Source organism: Arenibacter latericius DSM 15913 (assembly GCF_000424985.1).
GTDB lineage: Bacteria > Bacteroidota > Bacteroidia > Flavobacteriales > Flavobacteriaceae > Arenibacter > Arenibacter latericius.
In genome coordinates this window covers 15,535-33,653 of the sequence record NZ_AUKX01000023.1, presented here as the reverse complement: position 1 = coordinate 33,653, position 18,119 = coordinate 15,535, and the positions used below count along the sequence as shown (strand labels likewise).

11 protein-coding genes are annotated in these 18,119 nt (G+C 37.0%); 8 read left to right on the top strand and 3 right to left on the bottom strand.

The features are described 5' to 3' along the window. Positions 1 to 68: 68 nt before the first annotated feature. On the bottom strand, positions 69 to 1,997 hold the full coding sequence (gene nagB, locus H344_RS0109640; RefSeq protein ID WP_026810134.1) for a glucosamine-6-phosphate deaminase: 1,929 nt from the start codon (positions 1,995 to 1,997) through the stop codon (positions 69 to 71). A 309-nt stretch (positions 1,998 to 2,306) separates the two neighbouring features. Here nagB and uxuA point away from each other — a divergent pair, with 309 nt between their 5' ends. Then, the gene (gene uxuA / locus H344_RS0109635) at positions 2,307 to 3,500 is read left to right on the top strand and encodes a mannonate dehydratase (protein WP_205667144.1); all 1,194 of its coding nucleotides are present in this window, start codon (positions 2,307 to 2,309) and stop codon (positions 3,498 to 3,500) included. 29 nt (positions 3,501 to 3,529) lie between these two features. On the opposite strand, the gene H344_RS0109630 is transcribed toward uxuA, so the two are convergent. Next, positions 3,530 to 4,201 carry a bifunctional 4-hydroxy-2-oxoglutarate aldolase/2-dehydro-3-deoxy-phosphogluconate aldolase gene (locus H344_RS0109630; protein WP_026810132.1) on the bottom strand — a complete coding sequence of 224 codons (672 nt, stop codon included), beginning with the start codon at positions 4,199 to 4,201 and terminating at the stop codon, positions 3,530 to 3,532. Between the two features lie 16 nt (positions 4,202 to 4,217). Next, positions 4,218 to 5,240 carry a sugar kinase gene (locus H344_RS0109625; RefSeq protein ID WP_026810131.1) on the bottom strand — a complete coding sequence of 341 codons (1,023 nt, stop codon included), beginning with the start codon at positions 5,238 to 5,240 and terminating at the stop codon, positions 4,218 to 4,220. Positions 5,241 to 5,697: 457 nt separating this feature from the next. On the opposite strand from H344_RS0109625, the gene H344_RS0109620 reads away from it, so the two are divergent. The 7 genes from H344_RS0109620 to H344_RS0109590 all read left to right on the top strand — a co-directional run bounded on the left by H344_RS0109620 (position 5,698) and on the right by H344_RS0109590 (position 17,539). Continuing rightward, positions 5,698 to 7,791: a thioredoxin domain-containing protein gene (locus H344_RS0109620; RefSeq protein WP_034256390.1), complete on the top strand. Its 2,094-nt coding sequence runs from the start codon at positions 5,698 to 5,700 to the stop codon at positions 7,789 to 7,791. Positions 7,792 to 7,849: 58 nt separating this feature from the next. After that, positions 7,850 to 8,398, top strand: coding sequence for an RNA polymerase sigma-70 factor (locus tag H344_RS0109615; protein WP_026810129.1), 549 nt, complete (start codon positions 7,850 to 7,852; stop codon positions 8,396 to 8,398). A 96-nt stretch (positions 8,399 to 8,494) separates the two neighbouring features. Continuing rightward, the gene (locus H344_RS21020; protein ID WP_051254241.1) at positions 8,495 to 9,652 is read left to right on the top strand and encodes a FecR family protein; all 1,158 of its coding nucleotides are present in this window, start codon (positions 8,495 to 8,497) and stop codon (positions 9,650 to 9,652) included. A gap of 130 nt (positions 9,653 to 9,782) precedes the next feature. Next, complete coding sequence (locus tag H344_RS0109605; RefSeq protein ID WP_026810128.1) at positions 9,783 to 13,151, top strand: TonB-dependent receptor; 3,369 nt, start codon at positions 9,783 to 9,785, stop codon at positions 13,149 to 13,151. Between the two features lie 24 nt (positions 13,152 to 13,175). After that, a complete protein-coding gene (locus tag H344_RS0109600; RefSeq protein ID WP_026810127.1) occupies positions 13,176 to 14,753 on the top strand; it encodes a RagB/SusD family nutrient uptake outer membrane protein in 1,578 nt (525 codons plus the stop codon). 341 nt (positions 14,754 to 15,094) lie between these two features. Continuing rightward, the gene (locus H344_RS0109595) at positions 15,095 to 16,816 is read left to right on the top strand and encodes a GMC family oxidoreductase (protein ID WP_026810126.1); all 1,722 of its coding nucleotides are present in this window, start codon (positions 15,095 to 15,097) and stop codon (positions 16,814 to 16,816) included. A gap of 6 nt (positions 16,817 to 16,822) precedes the next feature. Further along, positions 16,823 to 17,539 (top strand): gluconate 2-dehydrogenase subunit 3 family protein, encoded by a 717-nt coding sequence (locus tag H344_RS0109590; RefSeq protein ID WP_026810125.1) that lies wholly within the window; start codon positions 16,823 to 16,825, stop codon positions 17,537 to 17,539. The last annotated feature ends 580 nt before the right edge of the window (positions 17,540 to 18,119 follow it).

The window sequence follows — 18,119 nt, the reverse complement described above, 5'->3', positions numbered from 1 at the left end:
TATTCATTAAAAACAAAAGTGGCTGTCTTTTGGGGACAGCCACTTTTAAAAATTTATATAAGGTTTATTTAAAACTTATAGCGTACAAATGCTTCCATTGCAGCATAATGTGCTAATCCTAACTCATCATACTTCATGGCAGTTTCTCTGTTTCTGTCTTCTGCTCGTTGCCAGAACTCTCTAGAATCCGAACCTTGGAAAACCACACCATCTTTTTGAGATTGATGTTTAAAGATTCCATATCGCTTAGCTAATACCTGACTAGGACTCATAGGAACAGCCATTTCTATATCCTCAATATCCCATTCTTGCCATGCTCCTCTGTATAACCACACCCAACAATCATCCATAAATGATTCTGGTTTTAGTCGTCTTAAAGCTTCAAAAATAATATCTAAACAAACTTTATGCGTTCCGTGTGGATCCGCTAAATCTCCAGCAGCATAGATTTGATGAGGCTTAACCTTCTTGATTAAGTCCATGGTGATTTTAATGTCCTCTTCTCCCCAAGGATTTTTTTCTATAGTTCCAGTTTCGTAGAAAGGAAGATTGTTGAAATGAATTTGATCATCGGTAAGGCCTACATAATAACTAGTAGCTTTAGCCTCACTTCTTCGGATCATTCCTTTAATTTCCCTTACTTCAGGAATGTCTATTTCACTAGTCTTTTTGTTCTGAATAAACTTATTCGCTTTTTTGTAGATTTCAAGAGACTTATCATTATCTAATCCGAAGGAGCGATTATAATCTACTACGAAATTAGAAAACCTTAATGCTTCGTCATCCGCTACGGCGATATTTCCAGACGTTTGATAGGCTACATGTACCTCATGACCTTGATCATGTAGTCGCATAAAAGTTCCTCCCATACTAATGATATCATCATCTGGATGCGGACTAAATATAAGTACACGTTTTTTAGCAGGCTCAGCACGTTCTGGTCTATTAGTGTCTTCTGCATTTGGTTTACCACCTGGCCAACCAGTAATAGTATGCTGTAATTTATTAAATATGCGAATATTGATATCGTATGCATCACCTACATCAGTTAATAGGTCGCTCATTCCATTTTCAATATAATCTGCTTCCGTTAACATAAGGACAGGTTTATTTAGTTTTGAAGCTAAACCAACAACGGCCTTTTTAATTAACTGAGCATCCCAATTTACTTTCTCTACAATCCAAGGAGAGTTTATTCTAGTAAGTTGTGATGAAGCACCTTTATCTATAACAAAAACGCAATTAGAATGATCTTGTAAGTAGGAGGCAGGAACCTGCTCTGTAATAGGTCCTTCTACAGATCTATTAATAATGTTAGATTTTCCTTCTCCCCAAGCAAATAGAACCACCTTTTTAGCTTGAATAATTTGCTTAATTCCAATAGTAATAGCTGTCTTTGGGGTATTGTTTAAACCTTGGAAATCCTTACTTGCTGCAACCCTAGTGATATGATCTAGTGTTACTAATCTAGTCTTGGAGTTAGGTAAAGATCCAGACTCGTTAAAACCAATATGTCCATTTCCACCAATTCCCAAAATTTGGTAATCAATTCCTCCTAAAGCATCGATTTTGGCTTCAAATTCCTTACAGTAATCTGCTATATCTTCTTTTGAAAGTGTTCCATCTGGGATATGACAATTCTTAGGATCTATATCTACTTGATCAAATAGAAGCTTCTTCATGAATCGCACATAACTATGTATGGCGTCTGGCTCCATAGGATAATATTCATCTAAGTTAAAAGTAATTACATTCTTAAAACTTAGATTCTCTTCCTTATGTAAGCGAACCAACTCCGCATATAATCTTTTTGGCGAAGAACCTGTAGCAAGTCCAAGCACACACATTTCATTAGCCTCCTGCTTCTTTCTGATTAGTGCAGCAATTTCTGCTGCTACCGCTTTAGAGGCGACTTCTGAATTTTCAAAAATTACTGTGTTTACTTTTTCAAACCGTTTTTCAAAACTGGTTGCCTTATCGATTTCACTCTTAATCATCTATAACTCGATTTTTTAGTTCATTATTGGTTTAATCCATAAAAGTACTGCAAACAATTGAAATGCTTAAATTTTATGAGCTGTTTTTGCTTGAAACACGTCATAAATAATGATTTCTCTCTTTGTGGTGATACTTCTAACTTATTTTGCAATTTTCATAACTTAAAAATAGTAAATGCTTCTTTAAAAACTCCCTTTGTGAAAGTCTACCAAATCTGTATCTTGTAGCCATTATTGACTTAATTTGGCACTAGGTATACAAAAATAAGAAATTGAGAGGTGTCTTGACTATTTTACCACAATTGAATTATGGAAATCTCATTAGAAAAAACATGGAGATGGTATGGGCCTAACGACCCCGTCTCCTTAGCGGATATAAAACAAGCAGGCGCTACCGGAATTGTAACTGCGCTACACCACATTCCTAATGGAGCTGTATGGCCAGTAGAAGAAATACAGGCTCGCAAAGAAATGATTGAGGCTGCTGGATTAAGTTGGTCCGTGGTAGAAAGTATTCCAGTGCATGAAGATATTAAGACCCAAAGGGGCGATTATATGAAGTATGTGGAAAATTACAAGACCACTATTCTTAATTTAGCGAGTTGTGGAATAGATACCATCTGCTATAATTTTATGCCCGTTTTAGATTGGACTAGAACTGACTTAGATTATGAGCTAGAGGACGGATCTACGGCCTTGCGATTTGAGAAAATTGCCTTTGCCGCTTTTGAACTTTTCTTACTAAAACGTCCAGGTGCAGAAAAAGAGTATTCCAAAACAGAGCAGGAGGATGCCAAAACTTATCTAGAGGGAATCTCCGATAAGAATAAAAATCAACTGATTAATAATATTATCGCCGGACTTCCAGGAGCAGAAGAAGGGTATACTTTAAAAGAATTTAATGAGATTCTAGCTACTTATTATCAAATAGGCCCAAAGGAATTAAAACAACATTTAATCGATTTCCTAAGGCATATTATTCCGGTTGCAGAGAAAAGCGGGGTGAGGATGTGTATCCACCCAGATGATCCACCATACCCTATTTTGGGATTGCCAAGGGTGGTGAGTACAGAACAGGATATCCTAGACCTCTTTAATGCGGTAGATAGTCCTAGTAATGGACTTACTTTTTGTACGGGGTCTTTTGGGGTAAGGGAAGATAATGACCTAGTAGGAATGGTAGAGAGGCTAGGGCATAGGATACACTTTATGCATTTAAGAAGTACGGAACGGGATAATGAAGGGAATTTTCATGAGGCCGACCATCTGGCGGGTGACGTGGATATGTATGGGGTGTTAAAAGCGCTCATTTTAGAACAAAAAAAACGCAAGGCAATGGGCAGAAAGGATTTAAGAATGCCCATGCGACCAGATCACGGACATAAGATGTTAGATGATCTTAGGAAAAAAACGAACCCAGGATATTCGGCTATCGGTAGATTAAGAGGGTTAGCAGAACTCCGTGGCCTAGAACTAGGGATAAGGAAATCGCTCCCCTCTTAAACTTTAAGAGTTGGTTTTTAAAAGCATAGCTAGGAACCTCGGACTTTTTTTATAAGCGCCAGAGTTTGCTTCACGGTATTTTCTAGCCCTTGATAATCCTTATTAACCAAGACGGATTTACTAATTAAATTAGATCCCATACCCACGCAGGTTGCTCCGGCATTAAACCAAGCCCGTAGATTAGATTCTTCCAAAGTAACGCCACCGGTAGGCATAATGCTAGTCCAAGGTTGGGGGCCTTTAATAGCCTTTATAAAATTAGGCCCAAAATTGGCGCCTGGGAATAGTTTAATTATTTCACATCCCATTTCTTCAGCTTTGTTAATTTCTGTAACAGAACCACAACCAGGGCTCCAAAGCACTTTTCTACGATTACAGACAATAGCGATATCTTCTCGTAGGGAAGGGGTTACCACAAAATTCGCTCCCATCTGCATATAGAGGGAAGCGGCAGCAGAATCGGTAATAGAACCTACTCCCATAGCCATTCCCGGAAGTTCTTGGATGATAAATTTATTGAGTTCAGCAAAAACTTCATGGGCAAAATCGCCACGAGCCGTAAATTCAATTAACCTTGCGCCCCCATCATAACAGGCTTTTAATATGTTTTTCCCTAAGTCAATATCAGGATGGTAAAATAGTGGAACAAGTCCCGTTTCTTTCATTAAGGATGCAACTTCTATTCTTGAAAATTGTGACATGCTGTTGTGTTTTATATTATCGACTTACTTTTCCCGAAGTATTCCCGGAAGCCAATTGTGTTATCTCTTTTATGGTAGCCAAATTAAAATCGCCTGAAATGGTATGCTTTAAGCAACATGCAGCGGTAGCAAAATCAATGGCTGCTTGCTTTTCTTGCGGATTAGTAATCAGGCTATAAATTAATCCGCCCATAAACGCATCGCCGCTTCCTACACGGTCTACTACAGGAGTAACTTCCCTTGTCTTAGCGTTAAAAATAGACGCTCCATCATATAAAATACCTCCAATATTTTGATGGGAAGCACTAATAGAATATCGTAGTGTAGTGGATGCAAATTTTAAATTGGGAAAACTTTTAAACAACTCGTCGTAAAGTTTAGGTAAAGAAGTTATATCCTGGTAATTAGGATCTTTCTTTTCTTTCCCGGTCATAAAAAAGGCAGTATCTAAATCTCCTAGGATTATATGGCTATACTGCAATAACTCTGGCATTATATCTTTAGGTTCCTTTCCATATTTCCAGAGTTTGGATCGGTAATTTAAATCCGAGGAGATGGTAAGTCCCATTTTATAAGCAGCTTTTACCGCTTCTAAACAGATTGCTGCGGCATTACTAGATATGGCGGGAGTAACCCCACTCCAATGAAACCACTGGGCATCGCCAAAAACAGTTTCCCAGTCTATAGTTTCTGGGGCTATAGTAGCAATTGCACTATTTGCTCTATCGTAAATCACCTTACTACCTCGGGTACCTGCCCCGGTTTCTAAAAAATAGATACCCAATCTATCACCTCCAAAAATGATGTGATCTGTTCCTACTTTATATTTCCGAATTTCCTGTAAGGCACAATCACCAATATCATTCTGAGGCAGTCTGGTAACGAATTCTGTTTCCATCCCAAAATTAGCAAGGGAAACGGCAACATTAAATTCGCCCCCGCCATAAGTAGCATTAAAATTGGTTGCTTGCGAAAACCGCAAATGTCTTTCTGTAGATAATCTGAGGAGAATTTCTCCAAAGGTGACTATTTTCTTCATTAAATATAAGGTGTGGCTATTTATTAAGGATAAAAATACTAATGTAAAACGTAAAACTAAAAGAACTGTGTCCTTTTATCTATTATAACGATGTAGGTAAATTTTGTTCAATATGTTTTAATATATGTTAAGTAGATGATAGCAAAGAAAACTCACTGCTTAAAATCTTTATTTACACATAGCTGTAAACTCCAATAGTAGGTGTTAATCTAAAGCCAACTAAAACAAAATCTTGGATTAGTTTCCATAGTATTTTAATTACTACATAACCCCAACGTCAATAAATTTTTGTGCTTTTTTAATGGTAAGGGTGTATTCTTTATATGAAAGGATAAGTCGAGTTACGTTAAAAGATGGTCGTTTGCTTATACATAATTTAAAATCTTGTATTTTGTTGCCCGATAAGATGATTTTAGCATCTTAACTTGCAATACATATGATTACAACCAACCATATTATGAGATTATCAATAAACTCAATACTATTAGCTATGGCCTTTATTTTCTTCTCCTGTTCCAACGGTAAAAGTCAGGCTGAAAACCATAAGTACACTAATGAACTTATTAATGAAACTAGCCCTTACCTTCTACAACACGCCCATAACCCGGTAAATTGGAAAGCTTGGAGTCCCGCAGCCTTAGAACAGGCTAAAAAAGAAAATAAATTGGTATTGGTGAGTGTTGGCTATTCTTCTTGCCATTGGTGCCATGTTATGGAAGAGGAGACCTTTGCAGATGAGGAGGTTGCTAAATTAATGAATGAGAATTTTATTAATATAAAAGTGGATAGGGAAGAGCGCCCAGATGTTGACCATATTTATATGACTGCCTTACAGTTGCTAAAAGGGAATGGGGGATGGCCGTTAAACGTAATAACCCTTCCCAATGGCAAACCAATTTATGGTGGTACCTATCACACTAAGGAACAGTGGAGCAAAGTGCTTGCAGATATAAGTGCATTATATAAGGAAAAACCTGAAAAAGCCAATGAATATGCTGATATGGTAGCTAAGGAGATTCAGAATATTAATCTAATCTCACCAAATTCAGATGTAGGGGTTTTAACTCAAGAGGTATTAAAAACAAGTGTGGAGAAATGGAAGTCGGAATGGGATTTAAAATGGGGCGGTAATAAGGGAGTACAGAAATTTATGATACCCGTAAATTTAGATTTTCTTCTAGACTATTCTCTTCTTGCTAAGGATACTGAAAGTAGAGATTATGTAGAGACTACTATGGATAAGATTGCTATGGGTGGGGTGTACGATCAATTGGCAGGAGGTTTTTATAGGTATAGTACCGATTCTAAATGGAAAGTGCCTCATTTTGAAAAAATGCTGTATGATAATGCGCAATTGCTGAGTCTCTATTCTAAAGGATATAAGGTGTTTAAAGCCCCATTGTTTAAAAATATTGTTAAGGAAACCATCACTTTTTTAGATCGGGAGATGAAAAGTCCTGAAGGCGGGTATTACGCCGCAATTGATGCTGATAGCGAAGGAGAGGAAGGGAAGTTCTATGTGTGGACAGAGCAGGAACTGAAATCTGCTTTGGGTGCAGAATTTCCGCTCTTTTCGGAATACTTTGGAATAAAACCTTCCAACATTTGGGAAAAGGACAACTATGTGCTTTCCCGCACCTTTCATGATGATGAGTTTTCTCAGAAAAATGGATTGTCGCAAAGCGAATTAGAACAACATAGAGAGGAGTGGAAAGAAAAATTACTAAAGGTTAGAAATAAGAGGGTACGGCCGCAGATAGACGATAAGATTATCATTTCTTGGAATGCTCTTTTAATAAATGGACTTGTAGATGCCTATAATGCCTTTGGAGAAGTTTCTTATTTGGAAAAAGCCGAAGAGGTGTTTCACTTTCTTAAAAAAAATGGGCTAAAAGGAGATCATTTGGTTCATTCTTATAAAAAAGGAAGTAAGATAGATCAGGGATTTTTGGAAGATTATGCATTTTTGGCCAATGCATCGCTAAAATTATATAGCAGCACCATGGCTGATGAGTATTTAGAATTTGCTCAGAAATTGATGGAGGTTGCACAAGATAAATTTAATGATGAACATTCGGGCATGTTTACCTATAACGCGGATGAAGAACTAATTTCAAAAATCGTCATGACTGATGATGGGGTGTTACCTTCTCCAAATTCTATAATGGCAGAAAATCTATTGCTATTAGGTCACATCGAATATAATAAAGAGGCAACCAATAAGGCTAAAGAAATGCTATCTGCAATGGTTCCCGTGATTGAGACAAATGCCTATAACTATGCTAAATGGAATTCGTTGTTATTAAAATCGGTTTATCCCTTTTTTGAGATAGCTGTGGTAGGGGATAATGCCAATAGCTTGCTAGGAGGACTGCATCGTGAATATTTACCTAATACCTTGATAGTAGGAAGTGCTAAAGATAGCGAGTTACCTCTTTTTAAAGAACGCTATGCAGATGATGGGACTTATATATATGTATGTCAAGATCATACCTGTAAACTTCCTGTAGCCACTGTAGAAGAGGCGATGGAACAAATGAAGAATTTTTAATAGGTTCCAATTCGACATTTTTAACACAAGTTCAAATTGATTTTTATTACCCTCAAATTTGTCTAAGGAAAATATTTCATTTACACCGAAGGAATACAAGCAATTATTTGAAGCGCTTTATACACCGCTCTGTTTGTTTGCACAAGGATATTTGAAAAACTCAGAGGATTCTAGAGATGTAGTTCAGGATGTGTTTGTGAATATATGGCAGAAAAAGATAATGATTAAAGATAAAGCGGCCGCAAAATCTTATTTATATACTGCGGTTAGAAATAAGTGTTTGGACTTTCTAAAAAGCAGCTATTCTAAAACGAAATCACAACGTCTAGGTATGGATATTATGCATTTGGAAGGTGAATCTTTTTTTACTAGAGAGGTGTTGTTGGTAGAAACTTCTGAAAAAGTTGATAAAGCTCTAAACTCAATTCCTAAAAAATATAAAAAGGTGATTAAATTAGGAATGCGAGGTTTAACCAATGATCAAATAGCTGAACGTCTTCAAGTCTCAGTGAATACTATTAAATCGCAGAAAAAGGTTGCGTATCGTAAATTAAAACTATTACTAAAAAATGATATATTTCATATTTTGCTATTGTTTAGCTTATGAAATAATAAATTTTATCATTTTTTTCACCCACACCAATTTTTTTGTCGTCTTAGAATATAAAGGAATTATAATTTTCATTTCTTATATCATTTATAGATGACTAGATTAAAGAGAATATTTTCATTGTCGAAAAGATTGGCATTGTCCATTTTAAGAGGGGATAGTGAAGATGTTATTGATTTAAAATCCCATTTTGATGAGGAGGATGAAGCCTATATTCTTAAAAACCTTAGGGATAAAAAAAATGTTCTCAGACGTAGAAAGTTGCGAAAGGAATTTGATAGGAGCAAGAAACAGGATTTAAGAAAAATTACGGGTGCTTATAATAGTAACTTTCAGTTTAGTTTTATACTTAGGATAGCTGCGGTTTTTATAGGGATTTTGGGTCTTACGTATTTTTTCTATCAGCAGCCTGCTCCAGGGTACACTTCTGAATATAAGTTGCCAATGGATGCAATTTCGCTACGTTTGGAAGATGGAAGTTTTATAGAGATAGATCCTGCGAATAGTACAGAAATTAAGAACTCTAAGGGGATGACTTTTGTGAATCAACATAAAGGAGTCTTAAAATATAAGGACAATGCGCGGGTAACTAGTCTTATATACAATGAACTCTATGTTCCCAACGGTAAAAAATATAGAGTCTATTTGGCAGATGGTACGCAGGTAAGTCTTAATTCGGGTAGCTCCTTGAGGTATCCTATTAGTTTTATTAAAGGTCATCCACGTGAGGTGTTTTTAAAAGGTGAAGCCTTTTTTAGTGTAGCTAAAGATTCTACACAAGTTTTTTCTGTTATTTCCAATGAAATGGGAGTTAAGGTATTAGGCACTAAGTTCAATATTTCATCTTATCCAGGAGACCCTGATATTTCTACTGTATTAACCGAAGGCTCGGTTCAGTTTTATAATACAAACGACCCTAATAATGGTTCTATATTAACACCTGGGTATATGGCATCATATAGCCGTGAAGAGGGAAGCTTCGATATTAAAGAAGTGGACGTTAATCTTTTTACTAGTTGGATGGATGGGGAATTGATATTTAAGAGTATGTCCTTTGAAAATATTATAAAAGGATTGGAGAGGAGTTACGGTGTGGAGATCATTAATAATGATAAATTTTTAGACAAAGAAATCTTTACAGCATCTTTTAATATAGAAATTGAAAGTATTACTAACGTGATGGATTATTTCAAATTGGAACGGCCATTTAGCTATTCCGTAAGTAATAAAAAAATAATTATAAACCCCTAAAATCGCTCAAATTATGTTGTGACAGTAATTAACTTATATCATTTAGTATAACAAAATGGGATATCCAATCTTTCTCATTTTTAAAAATAAAGTGACCGTTTATTAAAATTAACAATAACTAATTAAAATTATGGAAAAGAATAATCCTAATGGGATGTTATTAACCTGTCCTATTAAAATTAACCTAAGGGCAAAACTTACGGTGTTACTGCTCTTGTTTTCACTTTTTAAAATGCAGGCAAATAGTTATGCCGAAAACACCAAAATATCTTTAAAACTCGAAAATGTTAGTTTGGAAGAAGCTTTGAACAAAATAGAGTCAGATACTGAATTTAGATTCCTTTATCGTGATAAAAATATATCATTGGATGAAAAAGTATCGATCCAAGTAAAAAATAAAACTATAGATGTAGTACTTAATGAATTATTTAAAAATTCTCAAATTTCTTACAACATCTATAATAATAGACAAATTCGACTTACGTCTAAAAAGCACATAAGTGCGGAACCTATAGATTCTGTACCTGTTCAAAATGAAGTTTCTGGAACCGTTAAGGACACTGATGGAACTCCAATACCAGGAGTTAGTGTGGTTATAAAAGGGACTACAAAAGGTGTTGCGACCGATTTTGATGGGGTGTTTAACATTGTAGCAAATTCAGACGACATATTGGTTTTTTCATCCATAGGCTTTGCCAGTTATGAGGTTTTGGTGGGTAACCAAAGCAATATTGAAGTGGTCATGCAGGCTGAGGCAGCTAGCTTGGATGAGGTTGTTGTTGTTGGTTATGGAACGCAAAGAAAATCTGATCTAACAGGTGCTGTAGGGGTGTTGAGTAACGAGGATCTTTTAAAGGCTCCTGTAAACAACTCGCTTCAAGGTCTACAAGGTAAAGTAGCTGGAGTTAATGTGTTTCTCAATTCTGGATCTCCATCCGGAGAGCCTAAAATCGTCATTAGGGGAGTAGGTACTATTAATTCATCTTCAAATCCCTTATATGTAGTAGATGGTGTAGCTATGGAGGACATTAAATACCTAAATCCGAATGATATTGAGCGTATGGAGGTATTGAAAGATGCTTCCTCTGCTGCTATTTATGGAGCTCGTGGAGCTAACGGGGTGGTATTGATTACCACTAAAAGGGGTACCCAGAGTGGAAGAATGACAATTGGGTACGATGGCTTTATTAGTGTTGGACAGATGCAAAATAAAATGGATCTATTGAATGCTGAAGAGTGGTTGGACGTAGTTAGGATTGGTATGGAAAACACTCCGAAATATAGACCAGATGGTCCGGTGCCCGTGTTTACAACTAATGACCCAAGATTGTTTGATTCTAGTGGAAAGCCTTTATATGATACCGATTGGCAGGATGAAGCCACCAGGACTGCAATCTCTAATAACCATCAATTAAGTATTCAAAGTGGTGATGATAAATCATCAATAGGTGCCTTTTTAAATTATTCCCACATGGAAGGAATAATGTTGAATAATGATGTTGATAGAATAAGTGGAAAAATTGCTTATGATATTAGTCCAAAGGATTGGTTGTCTTTTGGTGTCAATCTTTTGGTAAATAATGTTAAGGAAAAGGAATTTGAAGAAGGAGGCGGAGGCCAGGTGCCAAGACGTACCATGATAGAAATGCCCCCGATATTTCCTGTAAAGTTTCCTGATGGTACCTATAGTAATAGTTTTGATATTGAGGATGCCTATAACCTAGAAGCTATGGCTAATCCGGTACACGTGTTAGAAACCCAGGAAAGACTATGGGAAAGGAACCAGATATTTGGGAATGCTTTCGCTAAATTTACGATTCTACCTGGATTAGAGTTTAGAACGCAATTTGGTTTCGATAAACGCATCAATAATAAACAGGAGTATTCTCCACGTGATTTGGTAAATATTTCGGCTCCAAATGGATTCGCAAGAGTCTATAATTCCAAGAGTACCTATTGGCAGCAAGAAAACTATTTAACCTATCAGAAAGAAATAGACGATCACAGATTTAATGGTATGCTAGGATTAAGCTGGCAGGAGCATATGTTTGAGTCTTCAGATATTCAAGCTCGTGGATTTAGTGATGATTTCTTTAAATATAATAATATCGGTGCGGCTAGTAACCCAAGCGCTCCGGTTTCTAATTATAGTAAATGGGCGTTAAATTCCTATTTCTTACGAGCGGGTTATACGCTTAAGGATAAATATATGGTTACCCTAACAGGTAGGGTGGATGGCTCTTCTAGATTTGGAACAAATAACAAGTACGGATTCTTCCCTTCTGCAGGATTAGGGTGGATGATGTCTGAAGAGGACTTTTTAAGTGATAGTGAAATTATTAACCGACTTAAGCTAAGAGCTAGCTATGGTATAACAGGTAATACTGAAATTCCCGCTTATAGTTCTTTGGCAACCGTTTCTACCGGAACCATTTTGCTCAACGGAACTAGAGTAGCAGCAAGTTCTGTAAACAGATTATCTAACCCAGATTTGGAATGGGAAAAAACAAGTCAATTGGATATTGGGATAGATTTCGGAGCCTTTAATAATAGGTTAAGATTTGAGTTTGATTATTATTATAAGGAAACCACAGATTTATTATTAGATAGGCCAGTGCCATATGCTACGGGGTTTGTTTCCGTAAGGGATAATATTGGTGCGGTTTCTAACGAAGGTATAGAAGCCATGTTAGTAACACAGAACATTTCTAATCCAGATTTTAATTGGCAAACTTCTTTTAATATAAATTACAACAAAAACACTATTAAAAACTTGGGGGAAAATGACGAAGATATTTTACCTGGTCCAAACTGGGTTTCGGGAAGTCAGACCATTTTAAGAGTTGGAGAATCTTTAAGTTCATTCTGGGGGTATGAGCGTCTAGGAACTTGGGGTACGGATGAGGCACAAGAGGCTGCATTAGTTGGTGCCTTACCAGGAGAAGCAAAACGTTCTGAAGAAAAGAAAATTTTAGGAAAGGGATTGCCAGATTTTACAGGTAGTTTCTCTAATACTTTTAACTATAAGAATTTTGACTTTACAGCGGATATACAATTTGTGGGTGGTGTAGATATCATGCAGCAGTTCTACCATTCTACAGAAGACAGGTCTGGAATTGCTAACGGCTTGGCCACTATTTTATATGATGGTTGGACGGAGCAAAATCAAAACACCATGGTTCAAGAGATAAGAAACCAGTCTTATGCTGGACAAAATAGCCAGGTAGATAGTCACTGGATTGCTAATGGATCCTATATAAGAGGTAATCTTTTTTCATTAGGTTATAGTTTTAATGAAGCTGCTTTGGAAAGTATGGGGTTGAACAACTTAAGAGTATATGCAAGTTTGGAAAATGCATTTGTAATCCATTCTAAAGATTTTCAAGGTTACGATCCAGAGGCAACTTCCTGGGGGGGTGACCAATGGGGGCAGAATATCTTTTTCTTCCAATACCCTAAACCAAGAACTTTTACTTTGGGTTGTAGTCTTAAGTTTTAATTCTAAATATAAAGAGTGTATATCATGAAAATAAAATATATTTTATTACTGCTAATAGTAGCAAGTTTAAGTGCTTGTTCCGATTTTTTAGATGAGGAGCCGTTAAGTGAATTAGCGTCCGATCAATTTTTTAGTGAACCAGACCAAGCGTATAGTGCGGTTAATTCACTTTATAGAACAGGTGCCCCAAATATGACTGATGGTGGTGTCTATAGTGGAATTCCAGTAATGTTAGGTGCCTACATGTCGGGTTTCTTTTCTAATGAATATGCCGGTCAGGAATTACATGTTAGCAATACTCAACAACTAACACTTAATGGAGATAATATTGGGGATTATTTACAGGGAAGATGGAGAGAGTTGTACCTAGGGATTTCTAGGGCCAATAATGCTATAAAACACATTCCTGAAACACCAGGTCTTTCAGATGAAGAACGTAGCCAATTAATTGGTGAGGCTAAGTTTTTTAGAGCTTATGCTTATTATTATCTAGTGAGATTTTTTGGTCCTATTCCTCTAACGACTGAACCTTATAATTCTTTAGATAACCTATATTTAGAAAGAAGTTCAGTCGCTGAAGTTTATGCTTTGATTGAGTCAGATCTAAAAGATGCTTTGGAAAACGGTGGGTTATCTACGGCTACGATGGTAAATAACGGAAAACGTATCACTGCAGGAGCAGTGGCAGCATTATTGTCCGAGGTATATCTCACTATGAGTGGTTCGCCACTTAATGCGAATCGTTATGGGGACGCCGCTGAATTGGCCCAAGATATAATCAATGGAGTTTATGGTACCTATAGTCTTGTTCAGCATGATGAATTGAATCCAGGTGAATTGGATTTTGGGAATTCAGCTTATAACAAAATAAGAAAGGCAGATGCATCTGCAGAAGAACATATTTATATTAAGGAGTTTGATGCTGCGATTTCACCTTCTACTTTTCCTAGGTATTCTTATCCAACAGGGTTTTCCCAAGACGTATTATACGATATCGCCAACGGTGCCTATCAGCCAGCTAGCAGTTTTTTAGATCTTTATGATCCTGTTAATGACTTAAGAGCACAGGAAAAGCAATATTTTCATACTACCTTGGAGGGAACTAATAAAACCTTTCCTCCTTCACCTTATATTTGGCATGATGACGAGGCAATGTTTGATACCGCCCTGTCTGGGAAAGATCAGGCTATGTTAAGTTATGCTGATGTATTATTAATTGCTGCAGAGGCTATTGCAAAGTCGTCAGGAGTAAACGCTGATGCAGTGAATTATCTCTCTCAAGTTCGTGGAAGAGCCTATTGGAATACGGATATCGCAACTATAAATCAGTCTTTGTCTGGACTAGGTGTCGATGAGTTTGTAGAGGAAGTATGGGTAGAACGACACAGAGAATTGGTGTTTGAATTTCAAAATTGGTTTGATATTGTTCGTACAAGAAAATTCCCTGTAGCCAGTAGCCCAGGGGTAGTTAGTTTTGTAAATGCAATAGGACATGTTACATCTCAAGGAAAGGTAATTGAAGAAAAACATATGCTATTACCGCTTCCTGAACAGGAAATTCAACGAAACCCAAGTTTAGGAACAGATAACAACGGGTATTAATCAATACTTTTTATTCTCCTAACAGCTAGGAGTTTATTGAAAAGTTGATAAGGGCGTGCTCCTTTTACCTGTAAAAAGTAGAAGGAGCTTTGTTCTTTATCAGCGTATATTTATAAAGAAATATTTTAATTGAAACAATACGATCAATGCTATGTAGCGTTATTTTAAATTGACTGTTAAAACAGAATGAAGCAATTGTCTAGGACGTTAGACTGTAATTAAAACTTATCATTTATTGGTGGTTTTTTGTCAATTAAGATGAGATCCGTGGTTGTTCGTATAAAAATATTTACTTTAGTATTATTTTAAACCTATATTGAACAGGAATATAAATTTCTATTATGCAAATCAAAGAATCCTCAGAAGTATATGACGTGATTATCGTCGGTTCAGGAGCTGGTGGCGGAATGGCTACCAAGCAATTGGCTGACGCTGGGCTAAATGTAGCCGTTGTGGAGGCCGGGCCATTTTTTGACCCTAAGAATCCGGAACAGATGACCCAATTAAAATGGCCTTATGAATCTCCTAGAAGGGGTGCTGGTACTACCCGTGCCTTTGGTGAATTTGATATGGCCTATGGCGGATGGGAAATAGAAGGAGAACCTTATACAAGAGAACCTGGAACAAAGTTCGATTGGTTTAGATCCCACATGTTAGGGGGGAGAACCAATCACTGGGGGCGTATTTCCCTTCGATTTGGACCAAAAGATTTTAAAGGGAAAACTAGGGATGGTCATGGAGAGGATTGGCCCATTGGTTATGATGATGTAAAACCTTATTACGATAAGGTAGATAAGCTTATTGGTGTTTTTGGAACTAATGAAGGACTGGAAGATGATCCGGACGGATTTTTCCTTCCTCCTCCAAAACCAAGATTGCATGAGCTTTTCTATATTGAAGGCGCTAAAAAGTCGGGCATCCCCGTTATTCCGGGTCGACTCTCCATGCTTACCAAAAAGCTAAATAACGATAGAGGCGTTTGTTTTTACTGCGGACAATGTGCTCGCTCTTGTTCGGTATATGCGGATTTCTCCTCTGGAAGTTGTTTAATTTTCCCAGCCCAAAAGAGTGGCGGGAAGATTAGAATATATGTAAACTCCGTTGTTCGTGAAGTTACCACAGACGAAGAAGGAAGAGCTACTGGAGTGTCTTATATTAGTAAGGACGACCGTAAAGAATATAAATTAAGGGGTAAAATAGTAGTTCTAGCGGCTTCGGCATGTAGCTCTGCAAGGATTCTTCTCAATTCTAAGAGTAAACAGCACCCTAATGGATTAGGGAATAGTAGTAATCTTATAGGAAGATACCTTCACGATTCTACAGGAGCTAGTAGAGCTGGATTCATTCCTGGCCTTATGAATAGGAAAACCTCATATAACGAAGACGGAGTGGGAGGTATGCACGTATACTCACCATGGTGGGGAGATAATTCTAAGTTAGACTTCCCTAGAGGATACCATATTGAAGTATGGGGAGGAATGGGAATGCCTAACTACGGATTTGCCTATAATCCTAATGATTTTAATAAGTTTTTCGATCTAAAAGTAGGAGGTTATGGAGATAGCCTGCGTGATGATGTTAAAAAATACTACGGATCTGTTATAGGTTTTGGTGGTAGAGGAGAAGGTATTGCTAGATATGATAACTACTGTGAAATTGACCCAACAACTGTAGATAAATACGGTATTCCAGTATTGAAGTTCAATTATAAGTGGTCAGATTTTGAGAGGAATCAGGCTAAACATATGCAAGATACCTTTGAAGAGTTAATTCACAACATGGGCGGAATACCATTGGGTGAAAAACCAGGAAAGGAAAGTGACTATGGACTAGAAGCTCCAGGGAGAATTATCCATGAGGTAGGAACCACTAGAATGGGGAACGACCCTAAGACTTCGGTGACTAATAAGTTTAATCAACTACACGATGTAGATAACGTGTTTATTGTGGATGCCGGACCTTTTGTTTCTCAAGCAGATAAAAACTGTACTTGGACTATTATGGCATTGTCCTGGAGGGCTTCAGATTACATTATTGAACAGTTGAAACAGCAAAATATCTAGAAGATGATGGATAGGAGAAAAAGTATACAGACAATGATTTTGGGGGTTGGTGCCGCTGGTTTGGCGATGCATGGATGTACTCCAGAAACAAAGGCACCTGCTGAAGAAGAAATTACTAAGGGCGCACAAGGTTTTTATGGTAGAACGCCAGAAGAAGCAGAGCGTGATGCCAAATTACATGAAGAGCAGCTATTTAATGAGCACGAAATGGAAACTATTGCTGTACTAAGTACGGTGATTCTTCCTCCAAAAGAACCGCATGGCGGACCTATAGAAGCAGAAGTACCTGAATTTATCGAGTTTATCGGGAAAGACCTTCCAACTATGCAAATGACTTTGTTAGGAGGTTTAATGTGGTTAGATCATAAGAGTAATACGGAATTTGGGGTCGATTTTAAATCGGCTACCTTAGAACAACAAAAGCAAATTTGTGATACTATTTGTTATCACGATCCAGAAATTCCATTGAATAAACAGCCTTTGGAAATTCAGTTTTTCCACATGTTCCGCGGACTTACCTTAACTGGTTATTATACGTCTAAAGTAGGAATTGCCGATTTAGGATATAAGGGGAACTCTCCTAATGTTTGGGATGGTGTTCCAGAAGATGTTCTAGAACAACATGGAATGGCCTATGATCCGGAATGGATTGCTAAATGTGTAGATCAGAGTAAGCGTAATGTTATCGCTGAATGGGATGAACATGGTAATTTGTTGACCTAAAATAAGCGTTAATCTTGAGAAACCCCGAAGCTTCTGCCTCGGGGTTTTTTTGTTATAGGACTCGGCTAAAGCCATTCTTCCTAAACTGTTTTTAACCTCGACCTAAAGACCTGTGGCAGTTTAAAGGAGTTAAAATTAAGAGAAGGGAGATTGAATAGCCCCGTGATTTATCACGGGGATTAAGAGAGATTTGTAAATAGGGTTTTAGGTGAAAAACATATCCATAATCACAATATAAAAGAATGATTTTTAATATTTTACGTGTTTTTAAATGAACATTTAGTTTAAGTACTATGTAAGTCGAGCTTAGTATATAATTGGAAATGTAGAACTTAAATTTTGACCTGCGCAATTAAATACTATTCCATCTTTTGCTACCGAAAACTGAGGTGCTTCCCTTTTATTGTTTAGGGAGGTGTTAGCATCCTAGCATCATAAAAGCAATCTCCTTAAAAAATATATTGTATTGCTGTGTTATTATTCATAGGTCTAGATGAAGAAGGTAAATCTGACTTTAGTCAAGTTCTCAGAGCTTAAATGTGATACTAAAGCTTTGCTCACAGATCAATTTTATTAGGGA